This window comes from Cognataquiflexum rubidum (genome assembly GCF_022538115.1).
In the GTDB taxonomy this organism is placed as follows: Bacteria; Bacteroidota; Bacteroidia; order Cytophagales; family Cyclobacteriaceae; genus Cognataquiflexum; species Cognataquiflexum rubidum.
The window spans coordinates 268725-287141 of sequence record NZ_JAKZAL010000003.1 but is presented as its reverse complement, the minus strand read 5'-3'; the positions used below and the strand labels follow the sequence as shown (position 1 = coordinate 287141).

Here is an 18417-nt window from a genome sequence, read left to right as displayed (position 1 = left end):
TTCGCGTTGTCAGGTTGTCGGGTTGTCGGGTTGGGATCCGTCACCCTGAGGCACGAAGGGTCTCTTGGTTGTAGTGGTTATAATTGTTGTCTGCTGCGCGTTGTCGGGTTCGGGATGAAGGGAAAGCTGCTTGGTACTTGGTCAATCGTACTTGGTTCTAATCAACTTCTCGCTTCTTGTCTTTTTTTTCATTCTTAATTATGAATTCAGCATTCTAGCCCACCATCTCCCCCATCACCCAATTGGTCCTTGCTGCTGTGCGGCCGGTGCTTGGGCAAGTTCCTGTTCCCAATAAGTCCTCGACGATGGATTTGATCAAAGGCTGTTGGATGTGTCTGGGCAGGTCGACATGGTAATGGATAGGATCCTCCTGATCTGATTCCAAGGTAAACTCCCCTTTTCCAAAAGTCTCAAAACGGATCATCCCCTTACTGCCATAGATGGTAATCTCATCGATCTCCGCGGTGCGGGATGTAGTAAAACACCAATTCCCCGATCCCAAGACCCCGTTTTCAAAGACAAAACTTCCTGTCACTATATCCTCCGCATGGTATGCTTTGGCTTGATTGGATGAAAAACCGCTTGCCTTGGTCACCGGACCAAAAAAGAAATCCAACAGATCCAACTGATGGGAAGCCAAGTCAAAGAAGTATCCTCCGCCGGCAATTTCGGGATTGATGCGCCAGTTGTTTTCCAGATGCACGACCACATCAGGTTTGAGTACCTGCTTCAGGTTGATGTGGACAGTTCGGATATCTCCGATGGCGCCAGAATCCATCAATTCTTTGATCTTCAAAAAATGGGGCAGTGCCCTTCTGTAATAGGCCACATACAGCGGAACTCCGGCTTCCTCACAGATGGCGATCATTTCCCTGCATTCGGCATAGGTCCTAGCCATCGGTTTTTCGACATAGACAGGTTTGCCGGCAGCAGCCACCAACCTTGTCAGCGGCAGGTGCATGTGAGGCGGGGTAGCGATGTATACCGCATTGACTTCGGGGTCGTGGACCAATTCCTCAGCAGATGTATACCACTTGGGGACATCATGGCGGAGTGCATAGTCTTTGACCTTGGCTTCATCGCGGCGCATGACGGCTACGAGTTTGCTGTGGGGAATATGCTTCATGGCCGGTGCGGATTTGACTTCGCAGACGTTACCGACACCCAACACCCCCCAACGGACTTCCTGATCCTGTATCTTTTTCATGGTTCTAAATTAGGGAAAAAGTGGGAAGTTTGATTTGTAGAAGGATGGATTGGTTTAGGGGTTTTTTAATTCTGAATTCAGAATTCATAATTATGAATTGGATACAGTATAGGTTTGAATTAGCTCAAGGGTAACCCAGACACGGAGTATCCCTAAGTAGGACACGGAGTATCTATAGTAGAGACACGGAGTATCAGTAAGGGAAGGGATACCAGGGGATGGGAGAAGTGTGGGAGCTACTTAAGAGATCGTGGGGTTTAGACCGAAGGACGACTATGGCTTATTGGATATTTTAATAACTATTAATATATTTCAAAAATAATTAAGATGATCGTGGCCAATTCGCCAAATTCCTAGGTACTAAAATCGCTATTAATTTCATCTTTAATGAAAAGAGAAATATGACCAAAGAGGAAATGATTTTTGAAGAGAAAGGGCATCCAACAATAAAGGTTTACAATGATAGGATATCAATAAAAGCCATTGACTATTGGGCATTCAGAGAGTTTAAATTTCAAAATATCAAATCATTTGAATTTTACCGACCTTATGAAAAAGGCTTTTTCGGATTTTTTAGGGAAATGGATCCAATATTGAGTTATTTCCGAAAAGAAGATGACTTCATAATTAGAATAAATTTAAAGGATGGGGAAAATTGGGAATATAACACGACTTACAAATTCAGTAAAGGGTTTGAGATTTTGTTGAAGGATATTCAAAAAAGATTGGCCAACTCCAGATTAGAGGAGGTGGAGAAGGAAAGTAAAATAAACCGTTAATTAATTTTTAATACAAGAAGGGTTTTAGGTTGAATTCAAGAGCAATAAGAACAATTTGGAAACTGGTAAAACGATGAAACCAAAACCTACCCTAATCTTTGTTTTGGTTACAATTTTCCTTTTGATAACCGGATTCTCGACAAGTGACAAGAGGCTTGCCATTCAGATTTATGACACGTACTATGTGATTGGCTATTTTCCGATTTTGATGATTTTATGGTTCTTTTTCGGCATTTCAACTTTGGTGTATTCAGTTTTGAAGAAAAGAAGTAAATCGATCCTATGATATATTGAAGCAGATTGAATTTTTAACAAACTAATTAGATATTTATAAAATTGCCGCAATCTATTGCGGCTATCTCAACAAAATCCAGAGATTTACGCCACTAGTGGCGTAAGTCAATAGTTGGCAGTAATTAAAATATAAAGAAAATGGCATTTTTTGTAACTGACGGTTGGAGTGTTGCACATCATCACATTCATGAAGCATTTATTCATTTAGGCAATGCGTGTCGAATTAACCTCGATGCGATGAATTACTATAAGTCTATTTCTGAAGATACTCATCCTGTAAATTTTCTATCTATTTCTTCTGAATTAAGTGGAGCATATAGCATAGAGAATAAAGAATGTATCAAAGCTACCATTTTATTTCAAGCAGGAATGGAAGCGTGGATTAGTTGGGCTTATACAAAACATCAATTAAATATCGTAAAATCTAGGTATTTCAAACAAAAATGGACTGATGCATATAATCATTTAGCAATTACTTATGATTTCAATCCTTATAGTACCTTTTATGATAATTTTCGAAATCCTATTGTTCATCCATCAACAAATGGAGACATAGATCAAATTGCGAATATAAAATCAGAAGATGTATATAAGGGTTTTCAAGCTGGATGGGATGCAATGGCTAAATTAAGTAACGGTTTAGGAACACCCTTTGAATTAAATTCTTGGGATATTATGTGTAATGCCAATGGTGTTATTTTGCCAAACAAAATTTCTGAATTAGGTAACATTAAAGGTATATCTGGAGATTTGCTCGCTAAAATGCAAAAATTCTATGATGACAAATAACTACTGCCAACATTATGTTTGCGAAAAGGCGGGCTAATGTGCGTAATTTAGGCTTTTGTACTTTCTAAAAACTTTGTGCGTAGGGCAAGGGAAGTGCTATTCAATCCCGCCCTTCGCAAACATTTTTCCGTTAGCGGGCATTTTAAGACTAAAATCAAAAAAGGATATCAAATTAATGAATATTAATTTTTTCCAGAGCATTTATGACCATCCATTAATTCAAAGGAATGACTTGAATGTAATTATGAATACTCACGAGAGAATCAATTTCTCAAAGGGTTCCTTGTTGCTAAAAAATGGTAAAATGGCGAATGAATACTATCTTATTGAAAGTGGATTATTGCGAGCATATGTACATGACTTTAGCGGAAATGAAATTACCACAGATTTTTATTGCGCAAACGACATTGCTATTGAGGTATCTTCACTATTCCAAAGAATCCCCACGAAAGAGAATATTATCGCCCTCACCAACGGAATTGCTTGGAAAATCGACTTCGAGAAATTTCAGAACTTGTTTCATAGCATTGAAGGGTTTAGAGAATGGGGGCGTGCTTGGATGGCCAGACAATTATTTATTTCAAAACAGCGTAAAATAGAAATGCTTACCAAAAGCGCAACCGAAAGGTATAAGGAGTTGATTAAGGACAATCCTGCAATCGTTCAACATGTCCCTATCAAACATATCGCTTCCTATTTGGGAATAACGGATACTTCATTGAGCCGAATAAGAAAAGAAATTCTTTTCGATTTATAATTTACTGTCATATGGCAAGATTATTTGCTAAGAAAACATCGAATTTTGTAAGGGAAAATCATAAAATTGAAAAACATGAAAGCAAATAATCCAGCAGTTTGGTTCGAAATTTATGTAAGCGACATAAATAGAGCGAAGAAATTCTACGAACAAGTATTTGACCTAAAATTAAGCGACTTACCTACACCAAGCGATTTGCAAGGAGAAATGAAAATGTTGGCTTTTCCATCGGAAATGGAACAACATGGTGCGAGTGGTGCTTTAGTGGAAATGAAAGGATTTGAGGCAGGAGGAAATTCTACCATCGTATATTTCTATAGCGCCGACTGTGCTGTTGAAGAAGAAAGAATAGAGCAAGCAGGTGGAAAAGTATTACAAAACAAATTTCCAATTGGTGAATACGGATTTTGTTCTGTTGTGATGGACACAGAAGGGAATACCATAGGATTTAATTCAATGAATTAGTTGATTATTTATTGATGCAAAGGTCTGAATCATTTCTGACCTTTGCATTTAATGCATTAAAAAGGACAGCAATGATTACAAAAATGACAATTACAAACATACACGTTATAGACCAAGATAGTGCCCATGACTTTTATGTAAATAAGTTGGGATTTAAACTTGTAGATGATATTCCAATGGGGCCAGACACCCGTTGGCTGACAGTTTCGCCACCAGAGCAACCCGACTTGCAATTGGTATTGTTTCCAGTTAAAGTAAGTAAAATGTTTCCTAAAAATGTTGCAGAAAGCTTAATTAGACTTATCAAAGCAGGTGTGTTTGGGTGTGGAGTTTTAACCTGCCACGACATTTTTGCCACCTACGAAGAGCTTAAAGCAAAAGGTGTAGAATTCATCAAAGCACCAACAAAAGAATTTTACGGTACTGAAGCAATGTTCAAAGACGATTCAGGGAACTATTTTTCATTGCAACCGATAAACAACTTTGATAATGAAAACAATATTTGATAATGCAATAAGGGAAGAACTTATCCAGAGAATTAGGTTAGTAGATAAAGACGCTAAACCTGAATGGGGCAAGATGAACGTTTACCAAATGGTGAAGCATAATTCCTTTTGGAATGGTTGGGTAACAGGTATAGATAAACACATTTATAAGCAAGAAATATTGGGGAAGATATTTGGGAAATATGCCCTAAATAAAATGATAAAAGACGAAAAGCCATTTGACAAAAATATCCCAACATCAGACCAATTTAAAATCAAAGAATTCAACGGCAATATAGATGCTGAAAAAAACAAATGGATTGAACTTGTCAACGAATACAGACACTTTGATAACCCAAATTTCATTCACGATTTTTTTGGAAGGATGACAGTTGAGCAGATAGGAATACTCGCTTACAAACATACTGACCATCATTTAAGACAGTTTGGTGTGTAACTAGTTAACACAAGCAATGTATTATGATAAGATTAGAAACCATAATTGCCGTGAGAGACGTTGCTAAAAGTTCAAAATGGTATCAAGATTTGCTAAACTTAAAAAGCAATCACGGTGGCGAAAATTTTGAGATGTTAGCCAACACAAAAGGTGAAGTTATCCTTTGCCTTCATCGATGGAGCGAACACGATCACCCGACAATGAAAGACCCAAACATAGCTACCGGCAATGGGCTTATTTTATATTTCCGGGTTCCAGACCTGGCAAAAATGTGGAGCAATGCAATTCATTTGAAACTTGCCATAGAACAAGAGCCTCACCTAAATGAAAATTCTGGACTTCAACAATTTATAATAAGAGATTTAGACGGTTATTATATCATTGTATCAGAGTAGAGAAAAACAAAAATATCCAGTTGCATAACGAGCTGTTAAAAACCTATTAGAAATTCAAAAAATTAAGTACAATGAAAATAGGTGTCGCACAGATAAGACCCATTAAAGGGGATATTTCGGATAATATTCTAAAGCATATTTTGCTAGTTTCTATTGCATCAGATTATGGTGTGTCTGCCATTTTCTTTTCTGAACTTTCTTTATCTGGATATGAGCCCGAACTTGCAAGCGATCTGGCAACAGATCAATCAGATAAGCGATTTGATGTGATTCAGGCAATTTGTAATAAAAATTCTATTACAGTTGGTGTGGGTATCCCGACCAAGACACAATCGGGTATCCAAATTAGTATGGTCATTTTCCAACCCAATAAAACGAGAATAACCTATTCAAAACAACAAATCCATTCTGATGAATTTCCATACTTTGAATGTGGCGAAAAACAAATCATACTTACGATTGATAACAAAAAAATAGCCCCTGCAATATGTTACGAAAGTTTGCAAACAAGCCATTCAGATAATGCCGTTATACTTGGTGCCGAAATTTATATTGCTAGTGTTGCAAAATCACAAATGGGAATTGAAAAAGGAAAGATACATTATCCAGCAATTGCCAAGAAATTTGCAATACCAGTTTTAATGTCTAATTGTGTTGGGTTTTGTGATAATTTTGAAAGTGCTGGCCAAAGTTCCGTCTGGACAAAACAAGGAAGTTTGGCAGGGCAACTCGATAACAAAAATGAAGGAATACTAATCTTTAATACAGAAACAGAAGTAGTAATTAAACATACAATATAAAAAAAAGACCCGACAGCATTGAGGAGAATAATAGTACCGCCAATTCCGAAAAATTCAATGACATTTTTCTGACGAATCCCAGCTAAGGACAAAAGTGAAGAAAAATATAAGTCTCTAAAGAGCAATAACTAATAAGCCGGATCAAAATAACAGGCATGAAAAATGGATAACATATTCGACACCTACAAACCAAAAGGATTTCATACAGTTGTCCCTTACCTATTTGTCGACAACCCAATCCTGTTGATTGACTTCCTGAAAAACACGTTTTATGCGGAAGAATTAAATAGATCTATTAATCCCGAAAATGGAGATATTGCAAATTGCATCTTACAGATTGGTGATACTTGCTTTATGGTTAGTCAGGCAAGAGAACAGTTTGAAGGAATGCGAACATCTCTATACATTTATGTTGAAGATGTTGATGGGGTTCACAGAAAAGCCATAGAAAACGGAGCAACGGTTGAATTCGAACCAGAAGAAATGCCTTACCTTGACAGGCAATCAGGAATTATTGACCCTTGTGGAAATTATTGGTGGATTTCCAAACGTCAAGTGAATAAGGGGTATCACGAGTAAATGAAAACAACGACCCACTCAGCAATTTAATAGGGCAAAATATGGACAATTCAACAAAATCCATTTTATGGAACCAATTTGGAGCAAGCATTGATATGCTATTTAACGTGGTTTCAAGTTGCCCTGAAAAATATTTCGAACAAAATCCAAGATATTATTATTTAGCTTTTCACAGCACAATATTTTTGGATTATTATTTGACAATTCCGCCAAGCGATTTTTTGCCATTGCTTGCTTTTACTCAAAAGGAAGAAAGAAATAGACCAAAAGAAGCCATAGATGATTTAATTCCAGATAAAGTTTATAGCAAACAAGAAATCTTGGACTACTTAAAACAAAGTCGTGAAAAATGCAGAAAGCTTATTGACTCATTGACCGAAGAAAAGCTAAGTGAAAGATTTAAAGAAGGTGATGAACCCAATGATATGGATTATCCTATTTTGGAAATTTTGCTTTACAATATGCGACATACTCAACATCACACAGCCCAATTGAATATGCTGTTAAGGCAAGACTTTGACAAACATGTGGAATGGTCATTTAGAGCGGGAGATATACAAGTATGAAGAATAAAAACCTAAGCGAAGAAAAACAACGACCCACTAACATCACAAATACGCAAGCAAAGATTTAGTGCTTCGTAAGAAGTTCTGTGGTAAAAAACCCTGCCTGCGTTTACCCGCATGCCAATACATTAAAAATTAAATAAAATAAAAATTGAAAGTACTGAATATCCATAAGCGAATAATAAACCAACCTAAAAACAAGGTAGTTGATTTGATAAATACCTTATCAACGGACAATGATAAAATTTGGCCAAAAGAAAAGTGGCCAGCAATGAAATTCGCAGGTGGAATAAACATTGGAGCGAAAGGCGGACACGGCCCAATAAAGTATGTGGTTGAAAAGTATAATTCAGAACAGATAATTCAATTTAGATTTGAGAAACCAGAAGGATTTAATGGAATTCATAAATTTGAGATTGAACCAATAAATAAAAATGAGACTCTAATCAAACACACTATTGAAATGCAGACTGCTGGAATAGGAACTTTATTGTGGGTTTTGGGAATACGTTCATTGCACAATGCACTTATCGAGGATAGTTTTGATAAAATTGAGAATAATTTCTTAGTCGACAAGAAAACATCCGAATGGAGTTTTTGGGTAAAATATTTAAGAAAGAAAATAGGAAAAAGTAAGAAAAATCAAAGCAAACAAAATGACAAGTCTGCTTTTGATTAAATAACAACGACCCGCTAACATCAGCTATACGCAAGCAGGGGTTTCGTGCTCCGTAGGACAGGAAAGTTGTAAAATAAAAGTTCACTTCTTCGCAGGAAGTGTAGCGGTAAATACCCCTGCCTGCGTATAGCTGAGAAACGGTACTTTTTAAAATTGCCACAAAACTAGCCTGCTCTGTCTATTTCCTACCCCTTCTTTACTTCCTTGCCTTTGATCATTTAATTAGGGACTAGCGGAATTGCGTATTCCTGTACTGACATACTTTGTCAGCAAGCAATTTCACCCAACCAAAATAAAGTGTCTTGAAATGGTTTTCTTAGTATTAACCTAACGTTAAAATTGGGCACTTACATTGCCATTTCACCCAATTTTTCCTACTTTTCTATCTTACTCAAAACACAAAATCCTCATGTTAAAAAAGATTCTTATCGGTGTAGGCATATTGGCTTTGTTGCTGGCCGTTGCATTTATTTATCTGAACAACCGTAACCGCTCAATGAGCCCGCCCGACACAGCGCATCTTGATGTCAATGGACTTCATGTGGAAATCAGCTATAGCCGTCCTTCGGTTAGAGGCCGTGTAATTTTTGGATCGGAAGATGAGGGCGCCCTCCAGCCCTATGGAGCCTATTGGCGCTTGGGAGCAAATGAGGCTACCACCATCACCCTCAACCAAGATGTGACTTTCAACGGCATGCCATTGAAAGCCGGAAGCTACAGCCTGTATGCTATCCCCGGCCCGGATTCATTTCAGATCGGTGTTAATTCAGAAACCGGACAATGGGGAGCTTGGGAGCCTGATTTTAGCAAAAACGTGTTCGTAACCGAAGTTCCCGTAACCCGGCCTGTGGTGCCCGTGGAGCAATTTACCACACGTATTGAGGAAGGGTCTGGAGGCGCTGTCGTTTATTTCGAATGGAGCAATGTCCAACTCATGATACCGGTTGTCCCTAACTAAGGGATGTAAATAGAAAAAGATTTTATTACAAGACCTGTCTGCTTCTTCTAAATCAGACAGGTCTTTTTTTTGCGATACGGTAAAAAATATATCTCACGCAGAGACGGGGAGAAAAAGGGGGAAGTTGAAAGGATGAAGGAAAAGGGATGAAGGATGAGGAATTCGGTATTCAGAATGAATGCGATCTATGTACCCTCGGTGCGCTCTGCGGTAAATTAAAACTCTCGCCGATTCTCCCTTTGGGCCCATTGCGAAACTTTCTTTTCTTTTGCGGTAAAAAAAATTATTCACCACAGAGGACACAGAGGACACGGAGTAAAAAAGAGAAAAGAAACTCTGCCTCTTTTACGTCTCCGCGTTAAAAACTTTGCAGGAATGCCTATTTACTTTGCCCCATTGCCGAAACCTAAATCTTTTTCATAAATTCATTCTGCATTTTGAAAATTCAATTTTGGGAATTTCAAATCTGCCGCAGTATTCCAAGCAAACCTATTTTCCATAAAACCATACCTATTCCTTTGATGTTGCGGATTTTAGTAAGATTGACATTAGTGTTTGCCTTTTTTGCTTTTAGCGGATGTGAAAAAGAGGACCTGATCTCGGTATCTGTTTCAAAAGAAAAAATTGAATTCCCCGAAGAAGGCGGAACCGCAGATTTTTCCATCACTACCAATGCAGCTTCCTGGGAAATAACATCAAACCTGCCATGGATACAGCTGAGTAAAAGTACCGGTAGGAGTGGAACCTCTACCATTGAGGTCACCGCTTTGACCAATCCGGACAATGTCATTAGAACAGGAAATCTGACCCTGACAGCGGGAAATGCAGCGCCTAAAGAAATCAAAATAAGCCAGAAGGGGCAACTGTATCCAAGTTACAACACCTCCCCTATCCCACCCGACGCAAGTGGGATGACGAGCTCAGCGATAGAATTGGCTGGCAAAATCAGGTTGGGTTGGAATATCGGCAATTCATTGGAAGCCATCGGAAGCGAAACAGCTTGGGGCAATCCACTCATTACACCGGAACTGATCCAATTGGTCAAACAAAACGGATTCAATGCCATCCGTATTCCCTGCTCCTGGAACCAATATATGGAAAACAGTGCCACCGCCAAAATCAAAACCGAGTGGCTGAACAGGGTAAAAGAGGTGGTACAATACAGTGTTGACGAGGGTATGTATGTCGTGCTAAACATCCATTGGGATGGGGGTTGGCTGGAAAACAATGTCACTCCTGCCAAGCAGGCTGAAAACAATGCCAAACAAAAAGCATTTTGGGAACAGATAGCCACGCATTTACGGGATTTTGATGAGCACCTGATGTTTGCAGGCACCAATGAACCCAATGTCGATAATGCCTCACAAATGGCGGTGCTCAACTCTTACCTTCAGACTTTTGTGGATGCTGTCAGGTCCACAGGGGGTAGAAACAGTTATCGGGTCCTCGTGGTACAGGGACCATCTACCGATATCGAAAAAACGAATACCTTGATGACTTCCTTACCTATAGACCAAATTGCAAACAGGATGATGGCCGAGGTCCATTACTACACGCCTTATCAGTTCAGCTTGATGGAATCAGATGCCAATTGGGGAAACATGTTTTATTATTGGGGTAAGGATTTTCATTCCCTGACAGACCCTACCCGAAATGCAACCTGGGGGGAAGAAGCTACCGTGGACAGCATGATGCGGCTGATGAAAACCAAGTTTGTGGACAAAGGGATACCGGTGATTCTCGGGGAATATGCGGTAGGAAGAAGGCTTACACTGACAGGTGCCGATCGAGACCTCCATTTGGCTTCTAGGGCATTTTACCTCAAATACGTGACGCAACAGGCCCTAGCAAATGGCATCTTACCTTTCTATTGGGATGCTGGGGGGATAGGGAACAATGGTTCAGGACTTTTTGACCGTAAGACCAATACGGTTTTTGACCAACAGGCGCTCAATGCCCTGATCGAAGGTTCCAAAGACTAGACTCAATTTTTAACCATTGTGAAATGGGTTTGCATCTACATCAGAAAAAGAACTGAACCATGTCTTTTATTCCAAGCCTTTCCCCCACTTTATTTTTCAACCTTTTGACTTTCAATCATTTCTTCGACTTTCAGGCCGCTTAGGGTTCCTAAAAAATCTTCCAGATATTGGTTGAATTCCTGTGGTTGTTCGAGGTTGGAAACATGGCCTGCGTTGTCGATAATTTTTAGGATAGAACCCTTGATGCTTTTGTGCATTTTCTCAGATTGGGCGAGCGGCGTCACGGCATCTTCCCTGCCACAGATGATCAGCGTTGGTACCTCCACCGCACCCAATGTGGTACAGGTTTCAGTGCGGCCTGCAAGGGCAAGCAATCCCTGACTGATGATTTGGGGAGAATTTGCAAAAACCACTTTGCTCAGATTTTTGACCAAGCCCTTTTTCTTTGTCAGGGATTCCGGGTGAAAAACACTTTCTACGAAGCTTTCATTGAACTTTTGGACTCCGTCGGCTTCTATATCAAGTATGGTGTTGAGTCGCTTTTCTTTGACCACAGCTGTGTCTGCGATACACTGCGTATCGCACAAAACCAAAGCCTCAAAACGGTCAGGAAATCTCTCATGGGCATTCAGAGCAATAAATCCCCCCATTGACAAACCACATACGACGGCTTTTTCGATGTATAATTCATCCATCAAGGCAATGAGGTCCTCGGCAAACATGTCGATGCTAAAGTCGGATTCCTCATCCGTAGATTTACCAAAACCCCTGATATCAACCGCAATTACCCGGTAGGAAGATTTCAAAAATTCAAGTTGCTCTGCCCACATAGATTTGTCAAAAGGGAAACCATGTAAAAAGATGACCGGAATATTTCCTTCTCCCATTTCATCATAGGACATATGGAAATTGCTGACAGCGATGGTCAAATCGGATCCTTTGTTTTCGTTTTTCATTTTGGTTCAGTTGTAGTTTTAAGTTAGTAGCTTAGGTGATTTGAATCTATTTTGAATGAAATAATCCATGAAAACCATTAATAATTACCGAAGGCAAAGTTAATTTCAACAAAGCCAACATATGTTACAGAACTTGTATTGAACCTTGTACAATTCGCAGTTTTGAGATTTTCCGGAATAAATGCGGCACAAAAGGCCATGAAGACTTGGTTTGAAATGAAAAAATAAGCGGTATTTTTAAAACTGATTTTACCTGGAAAACAATGTTTTTGAAAACACGTCTCTATTTTTCTGCCGTCGTCACCCTTGGCATTCTGTCTTTGTTGCTTTGGAATCATTTTAACGGAGGGGTTCCAAGCCACCATATACTAGCCCGGGAGGATTTACCCGAAATCTCCAATTGGTGGGGTGCTATATTGCTTCCCCTCCTGACATGGTTTTTGACCTATCAGGTAGAAAAGAGGTTGACCAAACAAAACAAGGGTAAATCTCGAATGAAGGCTATCCCAAAAAGTGTAACCGTTGGTTTCTTTATGGCTTTGCTTTTTGGGATTACTTTATCCTCCTTTTTCAGCCTTGGCAATACCGAAGTACCGGGGTATATGTTAATGGCTGTGTTGGGGATTTCTTTATTCTTACCCATCTATCGGGCGGAGTGCCTTCTTGGGTTTGTGATCGGGATGACATATACTTTTGGAGCGGTGCTTCCAACCGGTATCGGGAGCATTTTGGCATTGATCGGTGCAGTGATTTATCTCGGGGTCCGTCCGGTGATTTGGTTTGTTGTTTCCAAAGCAAGGAATCTGGCAGGCTGAAAATAGGCATAGATGAATCTTTGAGCAAAAAGTAAACAATCTTGAAATATCAGCACAAGAATTCGGAATCTTAGTAGCTCCCAAGGTCAAGGCCGGATTAAGTTTACCCAATCTTTTCCTGCATTTTTCTCATTTTAGACTTAATTTGCAGCAGCCAATCCGGGGACTATTGATTTTTGGGATTCCCACAAAAAGGATAAAACATGAGCAACGAAAAAAGTGACGAACCTGCGAGATTGGGAAACCTGCTATTACAGACCGGGGTTGCCTTGATCAAGTCCGGTGCTGGAAGCAGCAGGATTATCACCAACCTTTCAAGGTTTGCGAATGCCTACGGCTATGAGGCCAACGTAGACTTGGGCACGCGCAACATTTCCATATCTCTTCACAAGGAAAAACGAGGTAACATTTTCTCAGGATCGAGGAGCATCGCCACCCTTCCCGGTGCCAATTTCAGGGTGATTTCTGTCATCAGCCGATTGAGTTGGGATGTGATGGAGAAAAAAATCAGTCTTGAAGAGTATGCAAAAGTCATCAACCAAGTTCCCGATATTCCCACCTACAAAAGGCATGTCATTCTGTTTTTTACAGGAATCGCAGGATCGGCATTCTGTTATACTTTTGGCGGCAATGCAATGGAAATGGTTCTTACCTTTTTGGCTACGGTGGTCGGTCTTTTTTTCAAGCAGGAATTGGTCATCAAAAAATACAACCCCTTTATGATCACCTATGGCAGCGCGATGTTGGCTTCAGCCGTGATTGCGCTGTGTGGTAAGATTCTTGGCGCAGCGACCAACTTAGACCATGCCTTTGCCACCAGCATTTTGTTTCTGATTCCGGGCGTGCTGCTGATCAATTCCTTCGTAGACCTGATGGATGGTCATATCATCAACGGGATTGACCGGGGCACCAATGCCCTCATGCATGCCTTCGCCATTGCCTCAGGATTGGCAATAGTTTTATATATTTTCAAAATGCTATGATGCCTGACTGGTTAGAGATTATTTTCAAAGCATTTTGGTGCGGCTGTGCTGCGATAGGATTTGCGGTTCTGTTTAACACCCCTCCTCGGGCTTTGCTCGCGATATTTTTGGGCGGTATTCTGGCAGGATTGTTTAAGTTCACCGTACTGCTGCCTGAGGTGGGCGGAGGGATAATCATGGCTTCTGCTGCAGGGGCTGCGGCGATCGGTTTTGCAAGTATCCCTGTTTCGCATTGGAGGCATGTTCCGCCGGTGGTCATCAGTATTCCGGCCGTCATCCCTCTTATTCCGGGGTCTTTTGCCTATCGGACCATGTTGGGTTTGATTTCATTTATCAACCAAACCGAAGCTGAAGTCCTTACTGCCACTGCCCACAACGGCGCAATGACGTTTTTTATCATCCTTGCCATTTCCTTGGGGGTAACTTTGCCCATGTTGCTTTTTAGAATTGAGAGTGTGAAAAAGGTGAATTATTCTGTTCCTTTTCGGGGTAGAAGGAAAATTAGGAGAGAAAAATTATAGGTAAAATTACCTCATGAAAGCAGGCCTATTTTATTATTTTTGGTCATTAAAGGCCTATTGAATAAGCAAATTTAGAATTTATCAAATAAATATTTAATCACGGCATCAAAGTTCAGAAACCAAATCTTAAAAGAAGTGGAAATGAAACAAACTCAAATTAATGATATCCCCTATTCAGAATGGCTAAGAGGAGTTAAAGAAAGGATAAGGGTAGCTAGGGTAAAAGTGGCTCTTGCGGCAAATAATGAATTGTTATTTTTCTATTTTGATTTGGGAAAAATAATGGACCAACTTTCGACAACAACCCAATGGGGCAACAATTGGTTACTAGAATTATCAAAAGATTTGCGGGATGAATTCCCTGATATGGAGGGATTTTCAAAAACCAACCTATACAATATCGAACGCTTATATCAATTTTATAGAGAAGATGAATTTTTCCACCAACTTGGTGGAAAAATCCCCTGGCGGCATCATGTTGAAATTTTTACAAAATCTAAATCACTACTCTCATAAAATTAAAAAAAATGATTTTCATGGGAATTAGCGATGTTCAAGGAAAATCAATAAGTAAGTCTTTTTGAGGAATGAATCCAAAAACCCCAAAATCAATAAAACCCACCACATCAACTTTTTTCAAAAAAAACCTATTTTGGTATTTATGAAACATTTCCTGATTGTATTCTTTGCTATACTGGTATTTAAGTCCGGTGAAACGGCCAAAGGACAGACCATTTCCGATTCTGTTTACTCACTTCCTTTCCATTTAGATGCCGGGTTGCTCGTATTCAAAGGCCAAATGAACGGCGTGGACACAGATTTTGCATTCGACACCGGTGCGAGTATGGGCTTGGCAAACTCCCTTGCCGAACCGGCCGAAAGGCTGCAGGTCAAAGGCAAAAAAATCAAAATGCGGGATTCCAACAAGCAGGTGGCCAAAGTCCCGACAGGACTGACCAAAGAAATCAAGATCGGCGGAGTCAAGTTCCCCAAAGTACGGAGCCTCGTCAATGACATGGCATACCTCTACTGCATGGATTATTACCTTCTCGGCTCTGACATCATTTCACAGCTCAATTGGGAGGTTGATTTTGAAAACATGGTGATCCGTTTTTCGAAAAAACCCTTCCCTGTTGAAAATGGGTGGACGGACATTCCGGTTTATTTTTTCAATAAGAGGCCTTATGTTACAGTGAAGTTTGCCGGGGAGGAATTTGAAAACGTCCTCATAGACACTGGATATACGCACTTTTTCAGTTTTCCCGCAAACAACCCTTCCATCCAGGATTTCCTGTCTCTGAAGGACAGCCTCGGCCTCAGCAATCCCGATATCAGCAGTTCTATGGGGGCTTTGAGTATCCAAACAGACAGCACGAGAACGATCCTGGTAGACAGTCTCCAAATCGGCGAAAACTACTTTGAAAGAATCCCAATAAGTTTTGAGCCCATTACTGGGGCGAAACTCGGCATTGGATTTTTCAAAACTTTGGGCAGCAGCCTGGTCATCAACAATTCCGAATCGAAATACCTTCTCCGCATGAGGGAAGCGGTGAAGTTCAAAGATCCGATCCAAGTCGGGGTGCATTACCAAGAGGGAAAACTCGTCGTCATGAGCAAATCCATTGGGGCAGTCCCGGAAGACATCATGCTCAGCATTGGAGAAGAAATCCTTTCTGTCAATGGCCGCAGGGCAGAAGATTTTGAGGATTCCTGTGATTTTATGAGGTGGTCATTTACCAACAAACCAAAATCCATGACCATCATGAAATTGGATGGAACTTCTTTGATTTTTGAACCGATAAGGTTGAAATAAGAAAGATCCCATACACTTTTAGAAATTCAATGCCTTTCACTTTATAACATTATCCAGCCTATAGATTGAATCAAGAATCAATTCCGTTTTTTTTCGGGTTTCAACCCAAATTTGTGATCATTTCTTTGATCAAATCAAAAGTCCGGGGACAGATTGGATATTTAGAATATTAGTTTTATGTTTAGATAATAAGAAAATAGACACCATTGTGGCGTCTATCACTCTAATTTGGATCGCCTCACGTCACTGTGGCCTGGAGAGAATCGTTATCTGTCAGTTTAAGTGCGTTAGAAACGGTTTCTTTTTGGAAAAAGATTATTATTTGATAGGTTGGTGGCTTGAGAAGTTTTCGGATTGTTACATATCCTAGAAGTTTAATAGCTTTATAAAAATTTGTTTTTATGGTTTCAGTTTTGACAAATTCCATTTTTTATTGACAGACAAACAGTTTTAAAACGTTCATTTTCAGTTTGACATAGAATGAATAAATAAATTAACCTTAAAAACATAAATATGGAAGTTATTGTAGGAATTTTAGTAATTGTTGTTGTTGTTTCTATAATCAGAGCTTTTGGAGCTTGGATGCTAAGAATTGATGAAGTAATTGACATCCAAAAAGAAATCCTTAAAGAACTAAAAAGCAGAAAATAGAAAACCGAACCGATAATCGATTAGATGGCCGTGAGTATAAGCTCATTGTGCGCCTACGCCACGGCGCACAAGTCTCCCACCACTCCCGGACGTGCGCGATACGGGTTTTCCCGCACTTGCGGGAGCTGTTCATTGGATTTTAGGTAGCGTTTTGAGAAAAAAGATAAGCATCGATCAATAACCTTTTCTTTTCAGGAGGGATGAAAAAACTCGCAAACAAGAACTTATCCTTTAAAATGAAAAAGCTTTTCTTGACATTCGTTCCCCCGCTAGGTATAGTATAACGTTTGGACTGGACTGGGTGGATTTGGAATTCCACCCACTGTGGCGTGGAGAATATCCATAGCAGTAATTTAAAAACAACAAAAATGAAAAAACTTAACACTATAATTTTGATGATATGTTTCACAACGATATCATTTGGACAAAGCTCCATCGAAACTGACAAATCACGGATAAAAGAATTAATTATTAAATCTTTTGACGAAATCTGGTCTGAATTAAATTCTAAAAACATTGATAAATACTATACAAAGGATTTCCTGCTTTTGGAAAACGGAAAAGTTTGGAATAACGATTCTATTGCAAATTATTTGGATAATGCCATACTTCGGAAACCGAATCCAATACGAATGAATACAATTGAAATTATTGAAATTAAAGTCGCAAACGGAATGGCATGGGTTGCATACCAAAACTATGCTACATTCTCAACTGATAATAAAATCATTAGAAAAGCTCAATGGCTAGAAAGCGCAACGGCAATTTTAACAGAGAATGGATGGAAATTAGAAATGCTTCACTCAACTCGAATTAAAAATGAATAAAAACTACTGCTAACAGCACCTACCCAAAATTGGCTGTTCAGTGGTTAAATCATCCCGAAAGCTTTCGGGATTGTGCTTCTATCAAAGTATGTGCTTGGTTGACAGTGAAGTGCTCCGAAACCCGCCCGAACGCAAAGACCGAAAACGTTAATTTGGATTAAAATGACAGACTTGACAACCGGGATTCCATTTGAATACTGGAACAAACTTGCAAACCAAGTGATTACCATCAGTTCGCTGCTTGGGGGTTTTTCGATTGCGATCATAGCCAATATCCTGGTATCCCAAAACGATTCCCGATTGGTAAAAATCATCATGCTGGTGTCGACCTTGGCAGGGAGTTTCTTTTTGGTTACGATTTTTGCCATGACCAAACTTTTGTTGATGACCACCGATGGATATCCCTTTCAGGTCGCAGAGCGTGATTTGGCACTGCCGAGACTTTTGGGGACAATTTCTTTTTTCATGGGTATTTTATCCCTTATCACGATGATTTCCCTGTCAGGTTGGACAAAGTCAAAAAGGATGGGAAGAATAACCACAGGACTTGGGATACTGACATTCATCCTGATATTGCTTATGATGACGTAGAGGGGAAGGCCTCAGCGGATGCGTTTTTTTTTTGCAGGGAAAAGCGATAAATTCAGAATTTGTGCAAT

General features: G+C 39.7%; 23 protein-coding genes. 21 read left to right on the top strand and 2 right to left on the bottom strand.

What is annotated here, in order from left to right; translation table 11 throughout:
• Window positions 1-214: 214 nt before the first annotated feature.
• On the bottom strand, window positions 215-1207 hold the full coding sequence (locus MMU05_RS05510) for a Gfo/Idh/MocA family protein (RefSeq protein ID WP_241140671.1): 993 nt from the start codon (window positions 1205-1207) through the stop codon (window positions 215-217).
• Window positions 1208-1608: 401 nt separating this feature from the next.
• Here MMU05_RS05510 and MMU05_RS05505 point away from each other — a divergent pair, with 401 nt between their 5' ends.
• The 13 genes from MMU05_RS05505 (at window position 1609) to MMU05_RS05445 (ending at window position 11192) form a co-directional block, all read left to right on the top strand.
• Complete coding sequence (locus MMU05_RS05505; RefSeq protein ID WP_241140670.1) at window positions 1609-1986, top strand: hypothetical protein; 378 nt, start codon at window positions 1609-1611, stop codon at window positions 1984-1986.
• Window positions 1987-2418: 432 nt separating this feature from the next.
• Window positions 2419-3069: a hypothetical protein gene (locus MMU05_RS05500; RefSeq protein WP_241140669.1), complete on the top strand. Its 651-nt coding sequence runs from the start codon at window positions 2419-2421 to the stop codon at window positions 3067-3069.
• A gap of 175 nt (window positions 3070-3244) precedes the next feature.
• A complete protein-coding gene (locus MMU05_RS05495; protein ID WP_241140668.1) occupies window positions 3245-3826 on the top strand; it encodes a Crp/Fnr family transcriptional regulator in 582 nt (193 codons plus the stop codon).
• Between the two features lie 75 nt (window positions 3827-3901).
• A complete protein-coding gene (locus tag MMU05_RS05490) occupies window positions 3902-4291 on the top strand; it encodes a VOC family protein (protein ID WP_241140667.1) in 390 nt (129 codons plus the stop codon).
• Window positions 4292-4305: 14 nt separating this feature from the next.
• Window positions 4306-4797 carry a VOC family protein gene (locus tag MMU05_RS05485; protein ID WP_241140666.1) on the top strand — a complete coding sequence of 164 codons (492 nt, stop codon included), beginning with the start codon at window positions 4306-4308 and terminating at the stop codon, window positions 4795-4797.
• Window positions 4781-5233 carry a DUF1569 domain-containing protein gene (locus MMU05_RS05480; protein ID WP_241140665.1) on the top strand — a complete coding sequence of 151 codons (453 nt, stop codon included), beginning with the start codon at window positions 4781-4783 and terminating at the stop codon, window positions 5231-5233. Before MMU05_RS05485 ends, MMU05_RS05480 begins: the two co-directional genes overlap by 17 nt.
• A gap of 23 nt (window positions 5234-5256) precedes the next feature.
• Window positions 5257-5628, top strand: coding sequence for a VOC family protein (locus MMU05_RS05475; protein ID WP_241140664.1), 372 nt, complete (start codon window positions 5257-5259; stop codon window positions 5626-5628).
• Between the two features lie 71 nt (window positions 5629-5699).
• Entirely contained in the window at window positions 5700-6428 is a 729-nt protein-coding gene (locus tag MMU05_RS05470; RefSeq protein WP_241140663.1) for a carbon-nitrogen hydrolase family protein, read from the top strand.
• 162 nt (window positions 6429-6590) lie between these two features.
• Window positions 6591-7007: a VOC family protein gene (locus MMU05_RS05465; RefSeq protein WP_241140662.1), complete on the top strand. Its 417-nt coding sequence runs from the start codon at window positions 6591-6593 to the stop codon at window positions 7005-7007.
• Window positions 7008-7048: 41 nt separating this feature from the next.
• Window positions 7049-7573 carry a DinB family protein gene (locus tag MMU05_RS05460; protein WP_241140661.1) on the top strand — a complete coding sequence of 175 codons (525 nt, stop codon included), beginning with the start codon at window positions 7049-7051 and terminating at the stop codon, window positions 7571-7573.
• Window positions 7574-7724: 151 nt separating this feature from the next.
• Window positions 7725-8252, top strand: coding sequence for a hypothetical protein (locus MMU05_RS05455; protein WP_241140660.1), 528 nt, complete (start codon window positions 7725-7727; stop codon window positions 8250-8252).
• A gap of 409 nt (window positions 8253-8661) precedes the next feature.
• The gene (locus tag MMU05_RS05450; RefSeq protein WP_241140659.1) at window positions 8662-9210 is read left to right on the top strand and encodes a DUF2911 domain-containing protein; all 549 of its coding nucleotides are present in this window, start codon (window positions 8662-8664) and stop codon (window positions 9208-9210) included.
• A gap of 521 nt (window positions 9211-9731) precedes the next feature.
• Window positions 9732-11192, top strand: coding sequence for a cellulase family glycosylhydrolase (locus tag MMU05_RS05445; protein WP_241140658.1), 1461 nt, complete (start codon window positions 9732-9734; stop codon window positions 11190-11192).
• A gap of 89 nt (window positions 11193-11281) precedes the next feature.
• Here the strand turns inward: MMU05_RS05445 and MMU05_RS05440 are convergent, their stop codons facing one another.
• Complete coding sequence (locus MMU05_RS05440; protein WP_241140657.1) at window positions 11282-12148, bottom strand: alpha/beta fold hydrolase; 867 nt, start codon at window positions 12146-12148, stop codon at window positions 11282-11284.
• 263 nt (window positions 12149-12411) lie between these two features.
• Between MMU05_RS05440 and MMU05_RS05435 the strand changes: the two genes are divergently transcribed.
• The 8 genes from MMU05_RS05435 (at window position 12412) to MMU05_RS05400 (ending at window position 18349) form a co-directional block, all read left to right on the top strand.
• Entirely contained in the window at window positions 12412-12963 is a 552-nt protein-coding gene (locus MMU05_RS05435) for a hypothetical protein (RefSeq protein ID WP_241140656.1), read from the top strand.
• A gap of 203 nt (window positions 12964-13166) precedes the next feature.
• On the top strand, window positions 13167-13946 hold the full coding sequence (locus tag MMU05_RS05430) for a threonine/serine exporter family protein (protein WP_241140655.1): 780 nt from the start codon (window positions 13167-13169) through the stop codon (window positions 13944-13946).
• Window positions 13943-14467, top strand: coding sequence for a threonine/serine exporter family protein (locus MMU05_RS05425; protein ID WP_241140654.1), 525 nt, complete (start codon window positions 13943-13945; stop codon window positions 14465-14467). The genes MMU05_RS05430 and MMU05_RS05425 overlap by 4 nt, the downstream gene beginning before the upstream one ends.
• 141 nt (window positions 14468-14608) lie before the next feature.
• On the top strand, window positions 14609-14983 hold the full coding sequence (locus MMU05_RS05420) for a DUF1016 N-terminal domain-containing protein (protein WP_241140653.1): 375 nt from the start codon (window positions 14609-14611) through the stop codon (window positions 14981-14983).
• Window positions 14984-15128: 145 nt separating this feature from the next.
• On the top strand, window positions 15129-16280 hold the full coding sequence (locus MMU05_RS05415; RefSeq protein WP_241140652.1) for an aspartyl protease family protein: 1152 nt from the start codon (window positions 15129-15131) through the stop codon (window positions 16278-16280).
• A 513-nt stretch (window positions 16281-16793) separates the two neighbouring features.
• The gene (locus tag MMU05_RS05410; RefSeq protein ID WP_241140651.1) at window positions 16794-16931 is read left to right on the top strand and encodes a hypothetical protein; all 138 of its coding nucleotides are present in this window, start codon (window positions 16794-16796) and stop codon (window positions 16929-16931) included.
• 368 nt (window positions 16932-17299) lie between these two features.
• The gene (locus MMU05_RS05405) at window positions 17300-17758 is read left to right on the top strand and encodes a DUF4440 domain-containing protein (protein ID WP_241140650.1); all 459 of its coding nucleotides are present in this window, start codon (window positions 17300-17302) and stop codon (window positions 17756-17758) included.
• 162 nt (window positions 17759-17920) lie between these two features.
• Window positions 17921-18349, top strand: coding sequence for a hypothetical protein (locus MMU05_RS05400; protein ID WP_241140649.1), 429 nt, complete (start codon window positions 17921-17923; stop codon window positions 18347-18349).
• Window positions 18350-18417 lie beyond the last annotated feature (68 nt).

Bases quoted from the DNA above. Each gene is read 5' to 3' on its own strand.
- MMU05_RS05510 (WP_241140671.1), bottom strand. From the start codon at position 1,207: ATGAAAAAGATACAGGATCAGGAAGTCCGTTGGGGGGTGTTGGGTGTC.
- MMU05_RS05505 (WP_241140670.1), top strand. From the start codon at position 1,609: ATGACCAAAGAGGAAATGATTTTTGAAGAGAAAGGGCATCCAACAATA.
- MMU05_RS05500 (WP_241140669.1), top strand. From the start codon at position 2,419: ATGGCATTTTTTGTAACTGACGGTTGGAGTGTTGCACATCATCACATT.
- MMU05_RS05495 (WP_241140668.1), top strand. From the start codon at position 3,245: ATGAATATTAATTTTTTCCAGAGCATTTATGACCATCCATTAATTCAA.
- MMU05_RS05490 (WP_241140667.1), top strand. From the start codon at position 3,902: ATGAAAGCAAATAATCCAGCAGTTTGGTTCGAAATTTATGTAAGCGAC.
- MMU05_RS05485 (WP_241140666.1), top strand. From the start codon at position 4,306: ATGCAAAGGTCTGAATCATTTCTGACCTTTGCATTTAATGCATTAAAA.
- MMU05_RS05480 (WP_241140665.1), top strand. From the start codon at position 4,781: ATGAAAACAATATTTGATAATGCAATAAGGGAAGAACTTATCCAGAGA.
- MMU05_RS05475 (WP_241140664.1), top strand. From the start codon at position 5,257: ATGATAAGATTAGAAACCATAATTGCCGTGAGAGACGTTGCTAAAAGT.
- MMU05_RS05470 (WP_241140663.1), top strand. From the start codon at position 5,700: ATGAAAATAGGTGTCGCACAGATAAGACCCATTAAAGGGGATATTTCG.
- MMU05_RS05465 (WP_241140662.1), top strand. From the start codon at position 6,591: ATGGATAACATATTCGACACCTACAAACCAAAAGGATTTCATACAGTT.
- MMU05_RS05460 (WP_241140661.1), top strand. From the start codon at position 7,049: ATGGACAATTCAACAAAATCCATTTTATGGAACCAATTTGGAGCAAGC.
- MMU05_RS05450 (WP_241140659.1), top strand. From the start codon at position 8,662: ATGTTAAAAAAGATTCTTATCGGTGTAGGCATATTGGCTTTGTTGCTG.
- MMU05_RS05445 (WP_241140658.1), top strand. From the start codon at position 9,732: ATGTTGCGGATTTTAGTAAGATTGACATTAGTGTTTGCCTTTTTTGCT.
- MMU05_RS05440 (WP_241140657.1), bottom strand. From the start codon at position 12,148: ATGAAAAACGAAAACAAAGGATCCGATTTGACCATCGCTGTCAGCAAT.
- MMU05_RS05435 (WP_241140656.1), top strand. From the start codon at position 12,412: ATGTTTTTGAAAACACGTCTCTATTTTTCTGCCGTCGTCACCCTTGGC.
- MMU05_RS05430 (WP_241140655.1), top strand. From the start codon at position 13,167: ATGAGCAACGAAAAAAGTGACGAACCTGCGAGATTGGGAAACCTGCTA.
- MMU05_RS05425 (WP_241140654.1), top strand. From the start codon at position 13,943: ATGATGCCTGACTGGTTAGAGATTATTTTCAAAGCATTTTGGTGCGGC.
- MMU05_RS05420 (WP_241140653.1), top strand. From the start codon at position 14,609: ATGAAACAAACTCAAATTAATGATATCCCCTATTCAGAATGGCTAAGA.
- MMU05_RS05415 (WP_241140652.1), top strand. From the start codon at position 15,129: ATGAAACATTTCCTGATTGTATTCTTTGCTATACTGGTATTTAAGTCC.
- MMU05_RS05410 (WP_241140651.1), top strand. From the start codon at position 16,794: ATGGAAGTTATTGTAGGAATTTTAGTAATTGTTGTTGTTGTTTCTATA.
- MMU05_RS05405 (WP_241140650.1), top strand. From the start codon at position 17,300: ATGAAAAAACTTAACACTATAATTTTGATGATATGTTTCACAACGATA.
- MMU05_RS05400 (WP_241140649.1), top strand. From the start codon at position 17,921: ATGACAGACTTGACAACCGGGATTCCATTTGAATACTGGAACAAACTT.